Annotated in this window: 17 protein-coding genes; 11 read left to right on the top strand and 6 right to left on the bottom strand. The window is 66.7% G+C overall.

Translation table 11 applies throughout. The annotated features are described in order from the left end of the window. Positions 1 to 108: 108 nt before the first annotated feature. The 4 genes from ACLKOZ_RS01990 (at position 109) to ACLKOZ_RS01975 (ending at position 7,976) form a co-directional block, all read left to right on the top strand. Entirely contained in the window at positions 109 to 2,187 is a 2,079-nt protein-coding gene (locus tag ACLKOZ_RS01990) for a putative bifunctional diguanylate cyclase/phosphodiesterase (protein ID WP_436472445.1), read from the top strand. A 67-nt stretch (positions 2,188 to 2,254) separates the two neighbouring features. After that, the gene (locus ACLKOZ_RS01985) at positions 2,255 to 3,586 is read left to right on the top strand and encodes an MBL fold metallo-hydrolase (RefSeq protein ID WP_436472444.1); all 1,332 of its coding nucleotides are present in this window, start codon (positions 2,255 to 2,257) and stop codon (positions 3,584 to 3,586) included. 92 nt (positions 3,587 to 3,678) lie between these two features. Continuing rightward, positions 3,679 to 7,071 (top strand): response regulator, encoded by a 3,393-nt coding sequence (locus tag ACLKOZ_RS01980; RefSeq protein ID WP_436472443.1) that lies wholly within the window; start codon positions 3,679 to 3,681, stop codon positions 7,069 to 7,071. Continuing rightward, entirely contained in the window at positions 7,068 to 7,976 is a 909-nt protein-coding gene (locus tag ACLKOZ_RS01975; protein WP_436472442.1) for a GGDEF domain-containing response regulator, read from the top strand. The genes ACLKOZ_RS01980 and ACLKOZ_RS01975 overlap by 4 nt, the downstream gene beginning before the upstream one ends. A gap of 35 nt (positions 7,977 to 8,011) precedes the next feature. On the opposite strand, the gene ACLKOZ_RS01970 is transcribed toward ACLKOZ_RS01975, so the two are convergent. Next, complete coding sequence (locus tag ACLKOZ_RS01970; RefSeq protein WP_436472441.1) at positions 8,012 to 8,554, bottom strand: hypothetical protein; 543 nt, start codon at positions 8,552 to 8,554, stop codon at positions 8,012 to 8,014. Between the two features lie 375 nt (positions 8,555 to 8,929). Between ACLKOZ_RS01970 and ACLKOZ_RS01965 the strand changes: the two genes are divergently transcribed. Then, complete coding sequence (locus ACLKOZ_RS01965; protein ID WP_436472440.1) at positions 8,930 to 9,481, top strand: dihydrofolate reductase family protein; 552 nt, start codon at positions 8,930 to 8,932, stop codon at positions 9,479 to 9,481. Between the two features lie 34 nt (positions 9,482 to 9,515). Here the strand turns inward: ACLKOZ_RS01965 and ACLKOZ_RS01960 are convergent, their stop codons facing one another. After that, positions 9,516 to 10,460 carry a methyltransferase family protein gene (locus ACLKOZ_RS01960; RefSeq protein WP_436472439.1) on the bottom strand — a complete coding sequence of 315 codons (945 nt, stop codon included), beginning with the start codon at positions 10,458 to 10,460 and terminating at the stop codon, positions 9,516 to 9,518. Positions 10,461 to 10,692: 232 nt separating this feature from the next. Between ACLKOZ_RS01960 and ACLKOZ_RS01955 the strand changes: the two genes are divergently transcribed. After that, a complete protein-coding gene (locus tag ACLKOZ_RS01955) occupies positions 10,693 to 11,103 on the top strand; it encodes a GNAT family N-acetyltransferase (protein ID WP_436472438.1) in 411 nt (136 codons plus the stop codon). Here the strand turns inward: ACLKOZ_RS01955 and ACLKOZ_RS01950 are convergent. Next, entirely contained in the window at positions 11,080 to 12,492 is a 1,413-nt protein-coding gene (locus ACLKOZ_RS01950) for a PLP-dependent aminotransferase family protein (RefSeq protein WP_436472437.1), read from the bottom strand. The genes ACLKOZ_RS01955 and ACLKOZ_RS01950 overlap by 24 nt on opposite strands. Between ACLKOZ_RS01950 and ACLKOZ_RS01945 the strand changes: the two genes are divergently transcribed. Next, positions 12,491 to 13,468, top strand: coding sequence for a DMT family transporter (locus ACLKOZ_RS01945; protein ID WP_436472436.1), 978 nt, complete (start codon positions 12,491 to 12,493; stop codon positions 13,466 to 13,468). The two genes, ACLKOZ_RS01950 and ACLKOZ_RS01945, sit on opposite strands and share 2 nt — an antisense overlap. A gap of 4 nt (positions 13,469 to 13,472) precedes the next feature. Then, entirely contained in the window at positions 13,473 to 14,102 is a 630-nt protein-coding gene (locus ACLKOZ_RS01940; RefSeq protein ID WP_436472435.1) for an FMN-binding negative transcriptional regulator, read from the top strand. Between the two features lie 69 nt (positions 14,103 to 14,171). On the opposite strand, the gene mmuM is transcribed toward ACLKOZ_RS01940, so the two are convergent. Next, positions 14,172 to 15,155, bottom strand: coding sequence for a homocysteine S-methyltransferase (gene mmuM / locus ACLKOZ_RS01935; RefSeq protein WP_436472434.1), 984 nt, complete (start codon positions 15,153 to 15,155; stop codon positions 14,172 to 14,174). A gap of 123 nt (positions 15,156 to 15,278) precedes the next feature. Between mmuM and ACLKOZ_RS01930 the strand changes: the two genes are divergently transcribed. Beyond that, on the top strand, positions 15,279 to 16,058 hold the full coding sequence (locus ACLKOZ_RS01930; protein ID WP_436472433.1) for an IclR family transcriptional regulator: 780 nt from the start codon (positions 15,279 to 15,281) through the stop codon (positions 16,056 to 16,058). Between the two features lie 12 nt (positions 16,059 to 16,070). On the opposite strand, the gene ACLKOZ_RS01925 is transcribed toward ACLKOZ_RS01930, so the two are convergent. Continuing rightward, a complete protein-coding gene (locus ACLKOZ_RS01925; protein ID WP_436472432.1) occupies positions 16,071 to 16,835 on the bottom strand; it encodes an IclR family transcriptional regulator in 765 nt (254 codons plus the stop codon). A 203-nt stretch (positions 16,836 to 17,038) separates the two neighbouring features. Between ACLKOZ_RS01925 and ACLKOZ_RS01920 the strand changes: the two genes are divergently transcribed. Both ACLKOZ_RS01920 and ACLKOZ_RS01915 read left to right on the top strand, forming a co-directional pair. Next, positions 17,039 to 17,650, top strand: coding sequence for an RNA polymerase sigma factor (locus tag ACLKOZ_RS01920; RefSeq protein ID WP_436472431.1), 612 nt, complete (start codon positions 17,039 to 17,041; stop codon positions 17,648 to 17,650). Next, a complete protein-coding gene (locus tag ACLKOZ_RS01915; RefSeq protein WP_436472430.1) occupies positions 17,647 to 18,558 on the top strand; it encodes a CU044_5270 family protein in 912 nt (303 codons plus the stop codon). Before ACLKOZ_RS01920 ends, ACLKOZ_RS01915 begins: the two co-directional genes overlap by 4 nt. On the opposite strand, the gene ACLKOZ_RS01910 is transcribed toward ACLKOZ_RS01915, so the two are convergent. Further along, complete coding sequence (locus ACLKOZ_RS01910) at positions 18,544 to 19,992, bottom strand: amino acid permease (RefSeq protein ID WP_436472429.1); 1,449 nt, start codon at positions 19,990 to 19,992, stop codon at positions 18,544 to 18,546. The genes ACLKOZ_RS01915 and ACLKOZ_RS01910 overlap by 15 nt on opposite strands. Positions 19,993 to 20,028 lie beyond the last annotated feature (36 nt).

The raw sequence follows: 20,028 nt of genomic DNA, 5'->3' as shown, positions 1-20,028 counted from the left end.
AGCGAAGATTTGCCGGTAGGAGCTTTTGGCGATGACGCTGCCGCGCCGGGGACTTCCCAGCCGGGCGGTTCCCCGCGCGTTGCTGGTGGCCCAACGGGGAGCCACGCTATGTTCGAGGCCAGTCCCGATGCCCTCCTGGCGATAGCCAAAGACGGCAGAATCCGGATCGCCAACGCCGCAGCGTCCCGGCTGTTCGGCGTCGCGGCCGACGAGCTCGTGGGGAGTGACCACCGGACCTTGCTGTCGGAGGGCTTCCGGAACGAGATCGAGCAGATCTTCCGGCGCCTCAGGGACCTGGAGCCGATCCCGCCACGTGAAGTTTTTGGCCTTCACAGTGACGGCACGGAGTTCGCCGCCGAGATGGCCGGCGCATTGCTGGAAACCGACGATGGTCCCCAGCTGCTGGTGTCGATCCGCAGCACTTCCCACCGGAAGGCTGCTGACGCAGACCTGCGCGAGGCTATGTCGCTGCTGACGGCAACCCTCGAATCCACCGCGGACGGCATCCTGGTGATCAGCTCGGACGGCAGTGTGGCGGGTTTCAATGATCAGTTTCTGAAGATGTGGGGTATTTCGCCTGAGCTTCTGGAAGGCGAAAGTGAAGAGCCCGTCATGCGGCTGATCATCTCCCAGATTGAGGATCCTGAGGCCTTCATCGCGCGGCTCAACGAAGTAGCGGACAGCCCGGATTCGGAAAGCCACGATGTGCTGGATTTCAAGGACGGCCGGACCTTTGAACGATACTCCCGGCCGCGGCGCGTGGGCGAAAAGATCGTCGGCAGGGTGTGGAGCTTCCGCGACGTCACCCCGCGCCGGAAAGCCCAGGAACAGGCACAGCAGGCCATGCTGGACCTCGCCGCCCAGGCCGAGAAACTCCGGGCGCTGGCCTTCCAGGATCCCTTGACCGGGCTGGCCAACCGGGCAGTCTTCAACGACGGAGTGACCACAGCCCTGCGCGAACCCCGCCTCAAGACGGTGGACGTGCTCCTGATCGACCTGGACGATTTCAAGGAAGTCAACGACATCCTGGGCCATCAGGCCGGCGATGACATGCTGGTGGAAGTGGCCCGCAGGCTCCGTGGCTGTGTCCCCACCGCGGATGTGGTGGCGAGGCTGGGCGGGGACGAGTTCGTGGTGCTGCTGACCGCCTGCCCCGACGCCGATGCCATCGCGGCGTGCATCGTCAGGTGCCTGCACGTTCCTGTAACCATCAGCGGCACCGTGTTCCGCCCCAGCCTGAGCCTTGGGCTGGCATCGGCCAGCGCGGATGCCATTGGCCCGTCCGAACTGCTGCGCCAGGCCGACATTGCCATGTATGCGGCCAAGGCCGCGGGCAAGAACCGTTTCCTGCGGTTCCACCCCGAGATGATGACAGCCCTCGTGCAGCGCACGGACATGGAGGCCGGGCTCCAGTTGGCCGTGCCGCGCGGCGAAATCTCTGTCGCCTTCCAGCCCATAGTGTCCCCGCGCATGGGGCAGGTAGTGCAGTTCGAGGCGCTGGCCAGGTGGGACCGCGGCGGCGAGCGCGTCCCGCCGTCGGTCTTTATCCCCTTGGCGGAACGCAGTGGGCTGATCAGCGAGATCGGTGAGGAAGTGATGGCGCTCGGCCTGGTGCAGCTGGCGTCGTGGCTGAGCGAGGACCCAACGCGCTCGCTCGCGGTGAACGTTTCCGGAGTGCAGCTGCAGGACGCCCACTTTGCCGACGGCGTCCTCCGCCTCACCGAGGCCGCCGGTGTGGGCGCCTACCAGCTGGTCCTGGAGGTGACCGAGAGTGTATTTTTCGACGCCGACCAAAGCCTGATCAGTCAGCTGAGCAGCCTGCGCGAGGCCGGCGTCCGGGTGGCACTGGATGACTTCGGCACCGGCTACTCCTCGCTGGGCCGGCTGCAGGAGCTCCCCGTGGACACCGTCAAAATCGACCGGACCTTTGTGTCGATGGTACGGACCGGCGAGGAACGGTTGCCCATCCTCAGCTCCATGATCAATATGGCCCACAGCCTGGGCCTGACCGTCACTGCCGAGGGCGTGGAGACGGCGACGCAGGCCGACTACCTGACGGCGCTGGAGTGCGATTCGCTGCAGGGCTACCTGTTTTCGCTGCCGGAAAATGGGAGCCGGCTGGAGCTGGCCGTACGGCAGGCTGAACAGGCCATCGACGCGCTCGATGCCCGCACGGACCGCGCCTGAACGAGGGCACCACGCCCACCCCCAGCAAGGCACAGCCGCGAATCCCGTATGCGAGGACAATGAATCTATGGACGTCGTTGTCATCGAAACCCGGCCGCTCGGGGACCGCAGCTACCTGGTCCACGACGGGCAGGTGGCGCTGGTCATCGATCCGCAGCGGGACACGGACCGGGTGGAGGCCGCTGCCGCGGAAGCCAACGTCAGGATCACGCACGTTGCCGAAACCCACCTGCACAACGACTACCTCACCGGCGGGCTCATCCTGGCCCGCGCCCACGGCGCCGCCTACCTCGTGAACGGAGCGGACGCCGTCGAGTTTGAACGCGTGGAGATGGCCGACGGCGACACGGTCCAGGTGGGCCGGCTCACGGTGAAGGCAGTGGCCACACCGGGCCACACCCACCACCACCTCAGCTATGTGGTGACGGACGGCCGGGAACAGGCGGTGTTTTCGGGCGGCAGCCTGTTGTACGGATCGGTGGGCAGGACGGATCTGGTCAATGATGGCGACACCGAACGACTGACCCACGCGCAGTACTCCTCGGTCCGCCGCCTCGCCGCCGAAGCCAAGCCGGACGCAGCCCTCTACCCCACGCACGGGTTCGGCTCCTTCTGTTCGTCCGGGCCGGCGTCGGGCGTTTACGGCTCCACCATCGGCGAACAGCAGGGCACCAACCACGCCTTCACGGATCCTGACGAGGAGCACTTTGTACGGGAGCTCATCAGCAACCTCACCGCCTACCCGTCCTATTACGCGCACATGGCCCCCGCCAACCGGAAGGGCCCGGACGCCCCGGACCTTGCCGTACCGGAGTCGTTGGATCCGGACGAGCTCACCCACAGGCTGGCAGACGGTGAATGGGTGGTGGACCTCCGCCACCGGGTGGCCTTCGCCAGCAGCCACCTGCACGGTTCGGTCAGCTTTGAGTACGGCCGCGGTTCCAGCTTCACCGCCTACCTCGGCTGGGTCCTGCCCTGGAACCGGCAGCTGACGCTGGTGGGAGCCCCCGACGACGTCGAAAAGGCCATCCGGGACCTCTCCCGGATCGGCATCGACTCGCCCGACGCCGCCATCGGAACCGAGCCGTCGGCACTCGCGCCAGGCACCGCCGTCGCGCATTATCCGCTGGTGGGCTGGGCCGAGCTGGAGCACGGGCGAGCCGCCGGAGATGTGGTGCTGGATGTGCGGCGGACGGACGAGTACGACGGCGGCCACGTGGCCGGGGCGGTCAACATCCCGCTGCATGAGCTGCTGGGGCGGATGGCCGAGATTCCAGCAGGCAGGGTGTGGGTGCACTGCGCCACCGGGTATCGTTCCGGGGTGGCTGCCAGCCTGCTCCAGCGCGCCGGGCGGGACGTGGTCCACGTGGACGCAAAGTACGGCGCCCTTGAGGTGTGAGGGATATCATAGGGATGCGTCTCCGCCAAGGTCTCGGGCGGGCCCAGGTCTCGGTTTGTGGGTGAAGGACGCACCTATGGGGAGGGATCCGCGTGTCTCAGACAGGTCTCCTGGAACATCGTCCCGCCACTGGCAGGCGCACGGCCAAACTGGGTTGGCTGATTGCGCTTGGTGCCGTGGTGATGGCGGTTCTTGGGCTATATTTTGCTGCCAACAGCAGCACTGCAACCGCCATCGTGGCGGGTGATTTCTCCATCCTCCTGGCCGCGATCCTGGCTGGTCGAAGCTGCGCACACGCCGCACGCCGCGGCGGCGTGAATGCCCGGGCCTGGACCCTGATGTCGGTCGCCGCCTACGTTTGGGCGGCCGGCATGCTCGTCTGGACGTACTTCGGCCTCACCAACAACCACGTCTACCCCTTCCCCTCCCTGGCGGACGCCTTGTTCCTGGCCTACTCCGTGCCGGCCGCCATCGCTCTCTTCAGCTTTAAGCGTCCCGGCGGCACCACCCGGGTGGGGATGGTCCGGACCGCCTTGGACGCCGCTGTGATCGCCGGCTCCGTCCTGGTGGTCAGTTGGTATACGGCGTTGGGCCCGGCCTTCAGCGCGGAAGGCGACTTCCTGACCCGGCTCACGTCCATGGGCTACCCTGTGGTGGACGTGGTTATGACGTCCCTGGTGCTGGTCCTCGGAATGCGCAGGCAGCCCGGTGAGCGCCTGCCGTGGCTGTGTTTCGGCGGCGGCCTGCTGGTCCTCACCATTACGGACAGCATCTATGTGCGGCTGACGTTCGAAGGCGTCACGGGCGTCACCGGATCACCGCTGGCCTTGGGATGGATTGGCGCCTTCCTCCTGATTGCGCTCGCACCGCTGCTCCCCTATGCCGAGAAACCGCGGCCGGACCGCAAGGCCTTTGCACTGGCCTTGGAACTGCTGCCCTACGTTCCGATCCTGGTGGCCGTGATCATGGTTGCGGCCCCGCACGTCAGCGAAATGAGCGCCTTCCTGCTGGTGGTGGCAAGAATCACCGTCGCCTGCATCCTGGTCCGGCAGGTCCTGATCATCATCCAAAACCTCACCCTCACCACCGGACTGGAGCAGGAAGTTGCTGCCCGGACGGCGGAGCTCGAGGGACTGGGCGCGATCGTCAATTCCTCCTCGGACGCCATCTTCAGCACTACGCCGGAGGGCATCATCACCAGCTGGAACCCGGGGGCGGAGCGGCAGTACGGCTACATGGCCGCGGAAGCGCTGGGCCGCGACGCCCGGTTCCTGCTGCCGCCGGACAGCATAGCCAGGGACGATGCAGTGTTCGAGCAGCTTCGCGACAGCGGCGAAGCCATGAGTTTCGAGATCGAGCACCTACGCAAGGACGGGACAGTCATCCCGGTGTCGCTGACCATCTCCCCCATCCGTGAGGCCGGGAACGTGCGCGGGGTCGCCGTTATTGCCAGGGACATCACCCTGCGCCGGGCCGCCGAACAGGAGCTGCAGGCGGCGCGGGAAGCCGCGCTGGAATCAAGCCGGCTCAAATCAGAGTTCCTGGCCACCATGAGCCACGAGATCCGCACACCCATGAACGGCGTAGTGGGACTGACCGCGCTGCTCCTTGAGACACCCCTGGACGAGACACAGAAGCAATATGCCCAGGGCGTCAAGGGTGCCGGTGAAGCGCTGCTTGCCCTCATCAACGACATCCTGGACTTCTCCAAGCTGGAGGCCGGAAAGGTGGATTTGGACGTCCGGCCGTTCGATCCCCGCATGCTCGTGGAGGAAGTGGCAGGCCTGCTGACAGAGCCGGCGCAGGCCAAGAACCTGGAACTCATCGCCTACTGCCAAGCCGATGTTCCCGCCAGGCTGAACGGGGATTCCGGGCGGATCCGCCAGATCCTGCTGAACCTCGCTTCCAACGCCGTGAAGTTCACCGCGGCCGGGGAGGTGTCCATCCAGGTGAAGGTGGAGAAGCCTGACACCAAGCCGGGCACCACCGCAATGGTCTGCTTCGAAGTCCGTGATACCGGTATCGGCATTGATCCCGCCCATCATGCGAGGCTGTTCGAGTCCTTCTCGCAGGCGGACGCCTCCACTACCCGCCGCTACGGGGGCACCGGCCTGGGCCTGGCCATCTGCCGTCGGCTGACTGAGGCCATGGGTGGCGAGATCGCGCTGGAAAGCGTGCCCGGGGAAGGCAGCAGGTTCTGGTTCCGGATCCCACTGCCGGTGGCACCGCCGTCGACCGATCCTGTTCCCGCAGCCGGCTTCCTCACGGGGCTGAGGGTGCTGGTGGTGGACGACAACGCCACCAACCGCCTGGTGCTGGAATCCCAGCTCCGCGGCTGGAAGCTCCAGCCGGAAGCGGTTCCCGACGCCAAAGCTGCCCTCGCCCGGGCACGCGAGGCATCAGCCGCTGGGAAGCCGTTCGACCTCGCCGTGCTTGACCTCTGCATGCCGGACACAGATGGCCTGGAGCTCGCCCGCATCATGAAGGCCGACGCCGGCCTGGCGGACATCCAACTGATCATGCTGACCTCTACGATGCAGGTCAACGCAGCGGAGATCGTCGCCGCCGGGGTGCGCGAATGGCTCATGAAGCCGGTACGCAGCTCCGAGTTCTACAACCGGCTGGTGCGCCTGATGTCAACCCGCGAACACTCCGCACCCCCCGCTGCGCCTGCCGGATCGGTCCCGGAGCAGTCCGCCGCTGAGCTGACCATGGCGGACGGGCCCTCCCGCGGCCGCATCCTGGTGGTGGAGGACAACGAGGTGAACCAGCTGGTGGCACGGGCCACCGTGACCAAGTTCGGCTATGCGGTGGACGTGGTGGCAGACGGCGCCGAGGCGGTCGCAGCCACCGCCCGCAGCCAGTACGCCGCCATTTTGATGGACTGCCACATGCCGGTGATGGACGGCTTCGAGGCCACCCGGGTCATCAGGGAACGCGACGGCAAGCAGAGCCGCCTTCCCATCATCGCCATGACCGCCGGCGCCCTCGACGGCGACCGGGAACGCTGTCTGGCCGCGGGCATGGACGATTATCTCTCCAAGCCCGTGGACGCTGCGGAACTGGAGGCCGCGCTGGCCCGCTGGGTACCCGATCAGGTTCCCCAGCTGCTGGCTGTCACGGGCGGACCGCCGTCGGTGGATCCGGACCGGCTGGCCATGCTGCGGGGCCTCGGCCCGGAGGATGGCCTGGGCCTGCTGCCGGCCGCCGCGGCGGCGTTCCGGAAGGACGTTCCGGCCCGGCTCGCAGTGTTGCGGGAGTCCGTGCACAATGGCGGCGGCCTGGCCCTGGCGCAGGCCGCGCACACGTTGAAGGGCGCGGCGGCCAACATTGGAGCGACGGCCGTGGCCAGCCTGTGCGGCCAGCTAGAAGAGATAGGGCGCAACGGAAATCACGACGGCGGCCCGCAACTGGTCAGCAGGCTGGAGGCTGAGCTCGCGCGGGTGAACTTCGAACTCGATCAAGCACTGGAGGTGGCACAGTGAAAGTCCTGGTGGCAGATGACGACCCGGGCTCGCTCTTAGTGGCCAAGGCCGCCGTCGAACGCTACGGGCATGACTGCCTGGCGGCGGCGGACGGCGACGAGGCGTGGGCGCTGTACCTGGAACACCAGCCGGACGTGGTGGTCACGGACTGGATGATGCCGGGGATGGATGGGCTGGCGCTGTGCCGGGCCATCCGGGCGCGGGACGCGGACCTCTACACCTACGTGGTGCTGCTGACCTCGCAGGGGTCCCGCGACGACGTTCTCGCCGGGCTGGAGGCCGGCGCGGACGACTACGTCACCAAACCCCTGGACCCTTTCGTTCTGCATGCGCGGCTGCTGGTGGCGCTGCGCGTGACTACGCTTCACGCGGACCTGGCCCACTACCGGAAGGTGCTGTCGCAGCAGGCGAGGACGGACCCCCTCACCGGCCTGCACAACCGGCTGAAGCTGGCAGAGGACCTGGAGCAGCTGCACGCCCGTAGCAAGCGGTACGCGGAGGTCTACTGCCTTGCCATGTGCGATGTGGACAACTTCAAAAGCTACAACGATATCTACGGGCACCAGGCGGGTGACCTCGCGCTCCGGGCCGTGGCTGCGGCTTTGGTGGGCGCGGCGCGCAAGAGCGACGGCGTCTACCGGTATGGGGGCGAAGAGTTCCTTTTGGTCCTGCCGAACCAGTCGCAGCTGGGCGCCAAGGCGTTTATGGAGCGGGCGCTGGTCAGTGTGCGCGACCTGGAACTGGCCCACTCCGGCGACCCCCGTGGGCAGCTGACGCTGAGCGCCGGCATCGCCGCCTACAGTGCGGACCACCAGGCCGACGCCGAGACCCTCCTGGGTGAAGCCGATGCTGCGCTCTATGCGGCCAAGGCGGCCGGGCGGAACCGGGTGGAGCTGGCGGTGTAGGCGCCTCCACCACCAGTCCTGGCTGGCGGCTGTGGCTACGCGGCTTTTTTGCGCTGTTTCGACTGGGCCGGCTTCTTGAGCGGCTGGCTCTTGGCCGGGCGGCTCTGCGCTGGCTGGTGGTTTGCTGGCTGGTGGTTTGCTGGCTGGTGGTTCGTTGGCTGGTGGTTAGGTGCCGGCTGCTTGGGCACAGGACGGCTCTGCGGTTCGAGGCGGCCCTGCTCACGCTGGACCGTTACAGGCTCGGGCTCGGCTGACGGCACAGCGGCAGGCTCCGGTGCAGTGCTCGGCTCATCCGCCAGGTCAACCTCATCCTGCACGCCTGCCACAGCCTGCGCGTACTGGCGGTTGCGCTGCCAGCGGCGGACCAGGTTGATGGCGGCCAGGACGCCGGCGAGCGGTGTCAGCACTGCGGCCGCGTAGACGAACAGCAGCCATGTCAGGGTGGCCATCGGCGGTTGGTTATTGTTCAGGAGCGAGAGCCCGCCGAGCATGGCGATGACCCAAAACAGCACCACTGCCACTAGAACCGCGGCAGCAGGAAAATACTCGTTCTTTACAATCTTCTTCAGGGTTTCCACGCATTTCCTCCTGCCTGGCCGGGGGCTGCGGCGACAGGCCGCATCAAGACCAGTATGGGGCTGCCGGAGCGCGGATTCGGGCAACACGCAGGCAGTGGTGACGAACCTAACTCCAGGCCGTGTCGGAGAGCGATTTCCGTGCCACGGAAGGCTGCCCAAAATGCGTCATTTATGGACGCCTGCGAAGCCGCCGGCCTCGGATTTGAGCGGATGGCGGGTGCCCACTGGGCCTAAAGTTACGCATTCCGGTCGTGCGGCCGGAACACTGGCCGGTTCCGCGGCCCTTCCCTGCCAAGGAAGCACCGAATACGGTGGATTTGTCCGGCCATGCCGCCGGACCGATACGCACCGTACGCACCCTTTTTGGAGGTCCTCATGCGCAAAGTAACTGCTGGCCTGTTCCACTCCGTTGATGGAGTGGTGTCGGACCCGAACCTCTGGCAGTTCGACAGCTTCGACGAAGACCTGGGCAAGGGCATGACGGAGATGATGGAGCGCGTGGACACCGGAGTCCTGGGCAGGGTGAGCTACCAGGAGTGGGCGGGCTACTGGCCCAACGCGACCGTGGACGACGACTTCGCCGGCTTCATCAACCCGATGGAAAAGTTTGTGGCCTCCAGGACTCTGCCTGAGCCGCTGGAGTGGCAGAACTCGCACCTGATCCAGGGCCCGCTGGAAGACTTTGTCGCGGAGCTGAAACAGCGCGACGGCGGCGAGATCGCCGTGTTCGGCAGCATTTCCGTCACGCGTCAGCTGTTGTTCGCAGGGCTGCTGGACGAGCTCACCCTGATGACTCATCCGGTAGTGGCCGGCAGCGGCAGGCGACTGTTTGAGGACGGCGACCCCGTCACCCGCCTCACCCTGAAGGATGAGCACAGGACCAGCAAAGGCAACGTCATCAGCACGTACAGCCTGCTGGGCGGCTGAGCCACGGTCTCCCAGCGGGCGGCCTACAGGAGGCCTACAGGAGGGACGGCGAGCGCGGGGCCTTCGGCATCCGGGGCACCCAGCAACGCACCGTATCCCGATATCGCTCGAAGTCTTCGCCGAAGCGGTCCAGAAGGTCAGCTTCCTCAAGCGGCCGGACAACATAGTTCCATACCAGGGAGCCAAGCACCGCGTAGGCGATAACAAGCCACGACTGCAGGATGATGCCAACCGCGGCGCCCTGGACGATGCCTGCGACGGCCATCGGGTTGCGGATCCAGCGATACGGGCCTGCGATCACCAGGCGGTTGGGCATCGCCGCCGGCAGCGGCGTGCCATTTCCGAGGGCCGACATCACCACTGCGGACCAGATGCCCAGGGCGCTGGCGAGTACAAGAACCCCCACGCCCACAGGCCCTGCCCCTGAGGGAAATGCGATTGCCACCGCCCAGCGCTGTTCGAAAAACGCGATGCCAAGCGGAATCATCGCCAGGAAAAACCCCCAGAAAAGGACGATTTGACCGAAAGTTGAAAGCACGTGGATTGCCGCGCTGGGGCGAATCGTGGCGGGACGGAATGCGAACGGACCACGGATGATCCACGACGTCGGTACGCGCCCGCGCAGGACGACGCCGAGCGAGGCCAGCGAAGCTCCGGCGGCGGCACCCATGGTGAGCACGCCCCAACCCGCTTCGGTTGTAACCGTGGCGTAAACCGCCATGGCGATGGCGACGGCACACGTCCAGCCGGCACCCACCACCGCGGCAGCCCGGACGCCTGCCGCGGCCATAGCTGAGGCAATGACGAACAGTGGAATGTCTAAAATGGCCACGGTAATCGGGTCGAGATTTCCGAGGGTCGCTTCACGCACTGCTGGCGACATGAAGACCGCAACCCACCAGCAGGCACCGGCTACCGCCTGGACGCCAAAATAGGCCCGGGCCCACAGAACCAACTCCGTCACCGGTTCAACCCCCACCTATCGTCCTTCGGCTTGCTGGCCTAAGCCTACTGACTTCCAGCCAGACTTCCGCTGGCTTGTTTTCGGCCGCTGGACGGTTGGCGCGGGCGGACCGGTGCGCAATAGTGGATACATGCCAGCTTCCCCGTCTCAACCCACGGTTCGACGTGCCCTCCTCACCGGGCCGGATTCCAAGCAAGTAGGACGCCTCATTGGGACTTACTTGCGACAAACGGAGCATGAGAAGGCCGTGAACCTGTCGCTTCCGTCGCTGGGGCCGGATGAGGAACTCCCGCCAAACTACCAAGCCGAGGTCGACTGCCCCGAAACGGTATTCAAAACGGCGTCGGTGTACCTGGCGGAGATCGACGCCGAAGCGGTTGGAGTCGCCATCGCCTCAGAGACCCGCGGTGCCACCGAAATCAAGCGGCTTTGGGCTGACCCGCAGGTACGCGGCCGAGGCATCGGCTCCGCGCTCCTTGATGCCGTCCTGCGGGAGAGCACCGGCGTTGTGCGCCTCTCAGTTTGGGATTGGCGGACACAGGCCGCGCGGCTATACGAATCAAGGGGGTTCGTCACCGTCCCCTCGTGGGACGCACGGCCCGGGCTGGTGTGCATGGAGCGCCGCCCTGACGCCCTAACCCCTGTTCCGCTCCAATGACTGGCCGATGATCCGGGCGCCTTCGGGAAAGGCGCCCGGGTTCGTTCCCGAGTAGTTGAGGCGGACAAACGGGCCGGCCGGTTCGGCGGGAAACCACTCGTTGCCGCCTGCGATGATCACTCCGGCGGCTTCACAGTCGCGGGTCAGGCGTTCGAGGTCGGTCCCGTCGGGCAGCCGCGCCCAGAGGTTCAGGCCCCCCTTGGGCACCTGCTCGATGTGTGCCTGCGGCGCGTGACGGCGCAGGCTGGTGACCAGCAGGTCGCGGCGGGCTTCGAGCTGGTGGCGGAGGCTGCGGAGGTGCGTCTGCCACCCGGGCTGCGTGACGACGTCGAGCGCTGCCGCCTGCAGCAGGCCGCTGACGTACATCGACTCGGCCGCCCGATCCGCCAGGATGCGCTCTCGCGCCGGGCCGCGGGCGATCACCGCGGCCACGCGGATCGACGGAGAAACGCTCTTGGTCAGCGAGCGCAGGTAGACCACATGCCCGGAGTCGTCGCGGGAGGCGATTGGAACCGGGTTGGAGGTGATGCCGAAGTCGTGGGCCCAGTCGTCCTCCACAAGGAATGCGCCCTTCGCGCGCACTACGTCCAGTACCTGTTCGCGCCGTTCGGCTGACCACTGGGCACCAGTGGGATTTGCGTAGTTGGGCTGGGCGTAGAACAGCCGCGCGCCGGTCTCCTCGAAGGCGCGGGCCAATTCCGCGGTGTCCGGACCGTCCGGCCCGCTGGGCACCGGAACCACGCGCACGCCGGCCTGGGCCGCAGCCAGGATGGCACCCCAGTAGGACGGCGATTCCATCAGCAGCGGCTGTCCGCGGCCAGCGAGTGCGCTGAAGATGGAACTCAGCCCACTTTGGCTGCCGGGAAGTACGACGACGTCACTCGGGTTCGGCGGTGTGGTCCCGGCAGGCGTCAAGGCGCCAAGCTCCTGCGCGAACCACGACTGCAGTTCCGGCATGCCGGCTGCGGGCGGGCGGGACAGCGCTGCGTCGCCGCGGGCTGCCCTGGCGAGGGCGGCACGGACCAGCCGTTCCGGCAGGAGTTCGCGGTCCGGGTAGCCGGAGTGGAAGGAGATGGCATCGTTGGCCACCGTGCGCATGGTGCTGGAGGCAGGGGGAAGCGGCGCCAGCGGTGACCGGAGGGCCGCGCTCTGCCAGCCGTAGTCGGACGGACGCGCGGTCCGGACCGCCCGCACGAACGTCCCGACGCCGGGCCTACTCTCAATCAGGCCCTGTGCCGTGAGGGTCTGCAGGGCCTTCTGCACCGTGACGGGACTTGCTTGGTACTCGGCCACCAGGGAACGCGTGGATGGCAGTTTCGCACCGGGCGCCGCTGCGGCGATCCATTTTTTCAGGTGCGCCACAATCCTGGAACTGCTATCGTAGTTCATGAGAGACAATAGTAGCGCTACTCAACCGGGACGCATAGTGCTATCCCCATCCCCGCCGACTGGACTCTGGCTGGGCCTGATCGGAGTAGCGGCCTTTTCCTTCACCGTTCCGTTCACCAAGGTCGCCGTCGCCGGCCTGTCCCCGCTGTTCATCGGTTCCGGCCGCGCAGTGGTGGCCGCCCTCCTCGCAGCCTTCGCCCTCGCGCTTACCCGGCAGCGGCTCCCCCGCGGCGTGCAATGGGCGCGCCTGGCAGTGGTGGCCGCCGGCGTCGTCGTCGGGTTTCCGCTGCTCACCTCCTTCGCCCTGACAAGCACCCCAGCCAGCCACGGCGCCGTGGTGATCGCCCTGCTCCCCGCCGCGACCGCGACGGCGGCTGTCCTCCGCGGCCGGGAACGTCCGCCGCTGGCATTCTGGCTCATCACCGCCGCAGGAGTCCTCGCCGCCGTCGCCTTCGCCGCCATGCAGTCCGGCGGCTTCGGACAACTGCACTGGGCTGACGTACTGCTCCTCGGCGCGGTGGTGGCTGCCGCTGTCGGTTATGCCGAAGGCGGTTTGCTGGCCCGTGAGCTCGGTGCGTGGCAAACCGTGTCCTGGGCTTTAGTGCTGGCCTCGCCGCTGATGGTGGCACTGACGGCCGTCTCCGTCTCGCTGCAGCCGCCTTCCGCGACGCCGGTCCAGTGGGCCGCCTTCGCCTACCTCGGCATAGTGAGCATGTTCCTGGGCTTTTTCGCCTGGTACCGCGGGCTGGCCATCGGCCCCATCGCCCAGGTCAGCCAGGTCCAGCTCATCCAGCCGGTGCTGACCCTTTGCTGGGCCGGGCTGCTGCTGGGCGAAACCCTGACGTGGGCCACCATGGTGGGCGGCCTTGCCGTCATCCTCTGCGCGGGAGCCGCCGTCCGGGTCCGGCTCAAGCCGCCTGCCGCCCAGCCCGCCTTCCTCCCCACTCCCCGAACCCTCCAACCTGCAAAGGATTAGCATCATGTACGTTCCTGCCCATTTCGAACCTGGCCCCGAGGCCGTCCAGGACCTGCTCAACCAACCCGGGGCGGCCAACCTGGTCACCATGACCTCGCAGGGCCTGCTGGCTACGCTGATGCCGTTTGTCTACGATGCTGCGGTGGGCGAGCACGGCGCGCTGCAAGGGCATCTGGCACGGAACAACGCGCAGTGGTCTGAGCCTGCGATCGGCGAAGCGCTCATGATCATCCAGGGCGCGGACGCCTACGTCTCGCCTTCCTGGTACGCATCCAAGGCTGAGCACGGCCGCGTGGTGCCCACCTGGAACTACTCCACGGCACACGTGTACGGCACCCTGGTGGTCCACGAGGATCCGGCATGGCTCGCGGGCCAGGTCAGGCGCCTTACCGGCGTCCATGAGCGTGGCTTTGACCATCCATGGAGCGTGGACGACGCGCCGGAGCGCTACATCGTCGGCCAATTGCGCGCGATCGTGGGCATCGAGCTGGTGATCTCCAGGATTGAGGCGAAGGCCAAGCTGAGCCAGAACCGGCCCGACCCCGACATCGACGGCGTGATTAATGGGCTCAGCGCCCGGGGGCAGTCGGAGAGCGCTGCCGACGTCGAGCGGGCCCGTCCGACGCGCCCCTGATCTGGGTGCCCGGCCGCCCAACTAAGTAGCAGCAGATGTCGTTATGGAGCCTCATAACGACATCTGCTGCTACCTACTTGGGGTGGGCGGCAGGGCGGCGGCGAGGGCAGCGATGTCCCTCGGCGTGGTGCGGCAGCAGCCGCCCAGGATGCGGGCACCGAGCTCGCGCCAGGCACCGGCTCCTGCCGCAAGCCCTGTTGGCACGCCTTTTGCTCCGGAAGCCCCGCCTTCGCCTTCTGGGCCCGATCCGGCGGCCCAGGTCTTCGTGGCGGCGTCATAGGATTCGCCGGAGTTCGGGTACGTGACCAGCGGCTTGGTGCCCGCCTCGCCGAGGGCTCCCAGGGCGGCCGGGACCAGGTGCAGCGGCACGCAGTTCACACCCACGGCCACCACGCGATCATCGGACCCGCAGAGCTCCGCTACCGCAGCCAGCGGTGTGCCGTCACTGATCTGCGCGCCGTCCCGCAGCGAGAAGGAGAACCAGGATTCGACGTCGAACTCCCCCGTCAGTGCCAGCAGCGCCTCTGCTTCGGCAAAGGACGGAAGCGTCTCGCACGCCAGGAAGTCCGCGCCGGCGTCCACCAGCGCCGCGATGCGTGGACGGTGGAAATCCTTGAAGGCTTCGGCGTCCAGGACATAGTCCCCGCGGTACTCGGAGCCGTCTGCGAGGTAGGCGCCGTAGGGCCCCACCGACCCGGCGACCAGCAGCGGCCCGGCTTGCGGATTCCGGGCAAGGTGTTCGAACCGGGCCTCATCGGCCAGGCGGACCGAAAGCCTGACGAGGTCCAGCGCCGCGTCCTCTGAAAGCCCGCGCTGCGAAAACCCGAGCGGCGTGGCCTGGTAGCTGGCGGTCGTTGCCACATTTGCGCCGGCCTCGAAGTAGTCGCGGTGCACATCGCGGATCAACTGCGGCTGCTCGAAAAGGACTTTGGCCGACCACAGCGGGTCATCCAGGCTGCAGCCGCGCGCCTCCAGCTCGGTGGCAAGAGCGCCGTCGGCCGTGAGGTACGCCCCGGCATCGAAAAGCTGGGACAGCGTGCTATTGCGGGGCATGGCATGAACTCCGGAAGTTTGCGGAAGGGTCCGTTGTTCATCATAAACAATTCAAGATGTGTTTAATGATCATGGCGAACTATGACCGGGCTGGCTGGCGGCACCTCCGTTAGACTCTGGCCTATGTCGAAATCCTCCAGCATGGGCCGCGGCATGCTGGCCATCCTGGCATTGGGTGCACGGCAGGGCGCAGGACTTCCCGGCGGCACCGTGGCGGGGATCGCCGCCGATCTGGACAAAGACCGCAGCCAGGTCTCGCGGAACCTCCGCACCGGTGAGCAGGAGGGATTCCTCAGCCGGACTGGCGAGCGCACGTACACCCTGGATTGGTCCCTCCTGACCGACACGCAGCAGTTGACCGCCCGGAGGCTGTATACAGACGGTGCCGTGGCTCTGGAGCACTTGGCCCGAGACACCGACGAGGCCTGCTTCCTTGGGGTGCTGCACGGCGCGGGCACGGTGACCATCGGCGAAAGCGTTCCGGCCAGCAGCAACCTGGTGGGCTCGTGGCTGGGCAGGCCCTACCCCGCGTACTGCAGCGACGCCGGGCAGGCTGCACTGTGGGAGTCATCGGACACCGAGGTGCGGACGGTGTTTGCCGGCGTCGACTTTGTGCGGCACGGCCCCAATACCCCGTCCGACGTCGACGACTTCCTTATGCGGCTGGCCGCGGCGCGCGTGCGGGGCTACTCAGTGGTGGATGAGGAAGCGGAGCCGGGACTCTATTCGCTGGCCGTGCCCGTCCGGGACTTCAAGGGCGAGGTGGCGGCAGCGCTGCAGATCGTCGGCACGAAAGCCCGCCTGGAACCGCGGCGGACTGAGTGCGCCGCGGCTTTGGTGGCAAAGGGAACATGGCTTGAGGCCCGGCTGGGGTACCGGCAGCCGCTAAGCAGCCAGGACTAGGCGGGTGCAGGACTAGCTGGCGGCAAGGGAACCCAGCCGCTCCGCTGCCCCACGCAGAACGGTGGCAACTCCCGCGGCATCCGTTCCCATTTGGGCACGGCTTCCCAGCGCGCTGAGCGAGGCGAGGATGGCGCCGTCGGTCTTCCGCAGAGGGACGGCGACTTCCACAATGTCGTGCTCAAATTCCTCGTCGGAAGTGACGTAGCCCCTGGGGACGTCGCGGGCCATCAGGTCCCACACTTCATCAATGGAATGTGCGGCGCCGGGGCCACCCACCCCGATGAAGTTCACCTCGTGCAGCAACTGGTCCAGGGCGGACCGGTCGTGGTCCCAGAGCAAGGCCCGGCCGGCACCCGTACACCACACCGGCGTCACCATCCCAGGCGCTACGAAGCTGCCCAGTCCGGCGTCGTTGCTGGAAGTGCGCAACAGGATCGCCCGGAAGCCGTCCCGAATAGAGAGCCGTGCCCGCAACCCCAAGGCGGAAACCAGCGACTCCAGTTCTGGCTTCGCTGCACCTACCCAGCCGGTGTTGAGCGAAGCGGCCAGGCTGAAGAACCGCGGCCCGGTCAGGAACGGTCCCCGGTCCGCCCGCTCCAGCAGGCCCAGATCGCACAGCTCCTGTGCGAGCCGGGACACGCGGCCCTGGTCCATGTCCAGTTCCGCCGCCAGCTGGGATACGCCGGGCTGCTGCCGGCCGCGTTTTTCCCGGTCCACCACCAGCCGGAGAATGCGGAGCCCCTGCGCCAACGATGACGCCTCTGCGGACGAATCCACGCGTGTTACCCCTCACTGCCGATGCCCGCACTATTCTTCCACGGCAATCCCCGGCGGTCGCGGAGGTGACGTGCGCTGGTTACGGAACTGCCGACGTCGTACGTTCACCTGCGGGCCCTGATATCCGGGGCTTCCTGCATGACCCGGTTCAAAATAGTCCCCCTCATCATGGAACCGGCGCCGGCGACCGGACACTATGAGGTATGGGCGATCCATCGGATGTCTCGGACGAGGTTTTGTGGTGCCAGGTGGTCAACGGTGATGGCGACGCCTTCGGGATACTTTTTGACCGCCACCATGACCGGGTCTGGCGTCACGCGACAAAAGTGCTGGGCCAGCCGCATGTGGCTGAGGACGTCACTGCCGTGGTCTTCTACGAAGCATGGCGACGGCGGGCCAGCATCCGCATGGTGAATGACTCAATACTGCCCTGGCTCCTGGTGACGACGAACAACACCCTTCGCAACCATGTCCGCCAGCAACGCCGCTACAGGCACTTCCTCAGCCAGCTTCCCCCGCCCGCGAATGAATCCGACATCGCCGAGAGTATCGCCGAAGCCGACGAGTCCACCTTCAAAACTACTGTGCTGAGGGAGGCTTTCACCCGGCTGAGGCCACCGGAGCGGGACGTGCTCACCCTTTGCATCATCGAGGGCCTTGGAGCCAGGGCCGCTGGCGCCGCCCTGGGCATCGCGGACGGAACGGTGAAGTCACGACTCCACCGGGCAAAGTCCCGGCTGGGGACCCTTTACAGCCAGATAGTGCAGGAACACGAGCCTGATGCCCAGGCAATCCTTGGACGGAGAACACCATGAACACCTCCCAGTTCCAGTCCGACCGGCGTGAAGCCCTGCGCAGGCAGCTCGTCGAGCTCCCCGGTCTCGCCGTGGTCGTCCCGCCGGCCCGTCCCCGCCCGACGCGACGGATCCTGCTCACGGCAGCGGCAGCCCTCGTCGGTGCGCTCGTGGTAGGGCAGCTCAGCGTCACCGCCCAAAGCGCGCACGCAGCAGGCGTCCTGCGGGCCGTAGCGGACCAGTCCATGACCTTCGTCGATCCCGTGCCGGGGCCGGGGCAGTACCTGCTGGTGCACACGCACGCCAACTGGTCCGTCACCGGAATCGACGAGGCAGGAAACATGAATCACGGCATGAACGCCCAGACCATCGACGTCTACCGTCCGGCTAACCCCGACGACGACTGGGTCCTCAGGCGCGACTGGGGCGACGGACACCCGGTGCCCATGGAAATTGAGGTCATCCGGGCGAAGGACGGACATTTCTATGGCGGCCCTTGGACGCTGATGTCAGGCGACGAGCTGGCTGCCCTGCCGAGGGACGGGCAGGCCTTGTATGACCACTTCAACTCCAGCTACCAGGGCGGATCAGCCTCACGGGATGAGAACAACTTCGTCCGGATCACCGACATCCTCAGGATGGGGCTCATTCCTGCGGACCTGCGTGCTGGCCTCTACCAGGCGCTGGCCCTGATCCCCGGAGTCACCGCCAGCGAGCAGGCCAACTTCGATGGCAAGGTTGGCGTGGCGATCGGACGGACGGAACCCCTTCGCGCCGGACAACGTGCCGAAATGATCATCGACCCCGCGAACGGGCTGGTCATCGGGGAACGGACCATCATGACCTACGCTGCCTTCGGCTTCGGGTCCAATGAGGTGATCGGGCACACCGCCATCGACTACCGAATCGTGGATTCAGCTCCCCAGTGAGGGCCTGACCGGCGTTTGGCGGCCGTGCCGGAGGTAGAAGTAGCCGTAGCAGGCCGCGACAAACGGGACGCCGAAATAGAGTGCGGCCACCTGGTTGGGATCCAGCGCGATGCCCACCAGCGAGATGACGCACAGCGTGAACGCGAGGATGGGCACCACCGGGAACCACGGGGCCTTATAGGCGAGGGCCGCAACGTCTCCGCCGTTCCGCACAAAAGCGCGTCGGTGGAAGAAGTGCGAGGCGGTAATGGACATCCATACGCCCACCACAGCGAAGCCGGCTACGGAGACCAGCACCAGGTACACCGTTTCCGGGGCCACCACGCTGCTGACCAGCGAGGCGATGCCGCCCACCATGCTCACCGAGAGTGCGATCAGCGGGATGCCGCGGCGGGTCAGCTTCTTCAGGGCCCGGGGTGCGTGCCCCTCGTCCGCCAGGGAGTAGAGCATCCTGGCACAGGAGAAGAGGCCGCTGTTACCGGCGGACAGGAGCGCGGTGATGATCACAAAGTTCATGATGTCGGCGGCGAACGGGATCCCGACGGCGGAGAAGACCGTAACGAACGGGCTCTCGTCCAGCCCCACTTCGGTGTACGGGATGGTGGCGGCGATGACAGCTATGGCCCCGACGAAGAAGATCAGCAGGCGTATCACGGTGGTGCGCATGGCTTTGGGGATGCTTGTGGCGGGGTCCTTGGTTTCGCCGGCCGCCACGCCGATGAGCTCGGAGCCGGAGAAGGCGTAGAACACGGCGAGCACGGTGACCAGCACGCCGGTGAAGCCGTTGGGGAACAGTCCGCCCTCAGTGGCGAAGTTCTCGAACAGACTGGGGTGGCTGCCGCCGTCGCTGAGTGGGCGGAAGCCGAACAGCGCGGCGCCGCCGAGGACGATGAGGCCAATAATGGCGCCCACCTTGATGATGGCGAACCAGAACTCGGACTCGCCGAAGAACTTGGCGGACACAGCGTTGAAGCCGAACAGCACGGCGGCGAACACCAGGCACCAGACCCACACGTCAACGTCCGGGAACCAGCGTTGCATGAGGAGCCCGGACGCAGTGAACTCGGAGCCGATGGCCACGGCCCAGCAGAGCCAGTACAGCCACGCCGTGGCGAAGCCGGTGGCTGGGCCGATGGAGCGCGCGGCGTAGATGTGGAATGCCCCGGACACCGGATACGCGATGGCCAGCTCGCCCAGGCAGGCCATCACGAGGTACACCACAAACGCGCCCACCAGGTAGGCGAGCACCGCGCCCAGCGGACCGGCCTGGGAGATGGTGTACCCCGAGCTGAGGAACAGGCCGGAGCCGATGACGCCGCCCATCGCGATCATCACGAGGTGCCGGGAGCCCATGGATCTGCGGAGTCCGGGTTGAACCGGCGCCAGCCCGGTCGGCGTCGTAGCATCCAGCGTCAGGGGTGATGGGGATTCCACGATCGTCTCCAGGAGGGGTGGTCAGCAGGTGTTCGG

Source organism: Arthrobacter sp. R4 (assembly GCF_051365025.1).
GTDB lineage: Bacteria > Actinomycetota > Actinomycetes > Actinomycetales > Micrococcaceae > Arthrobacter.
Note: the sequence above shows the minus strand (reverse complement) of the source record. Positions and strands in the feature narration are given on the sequence as shown.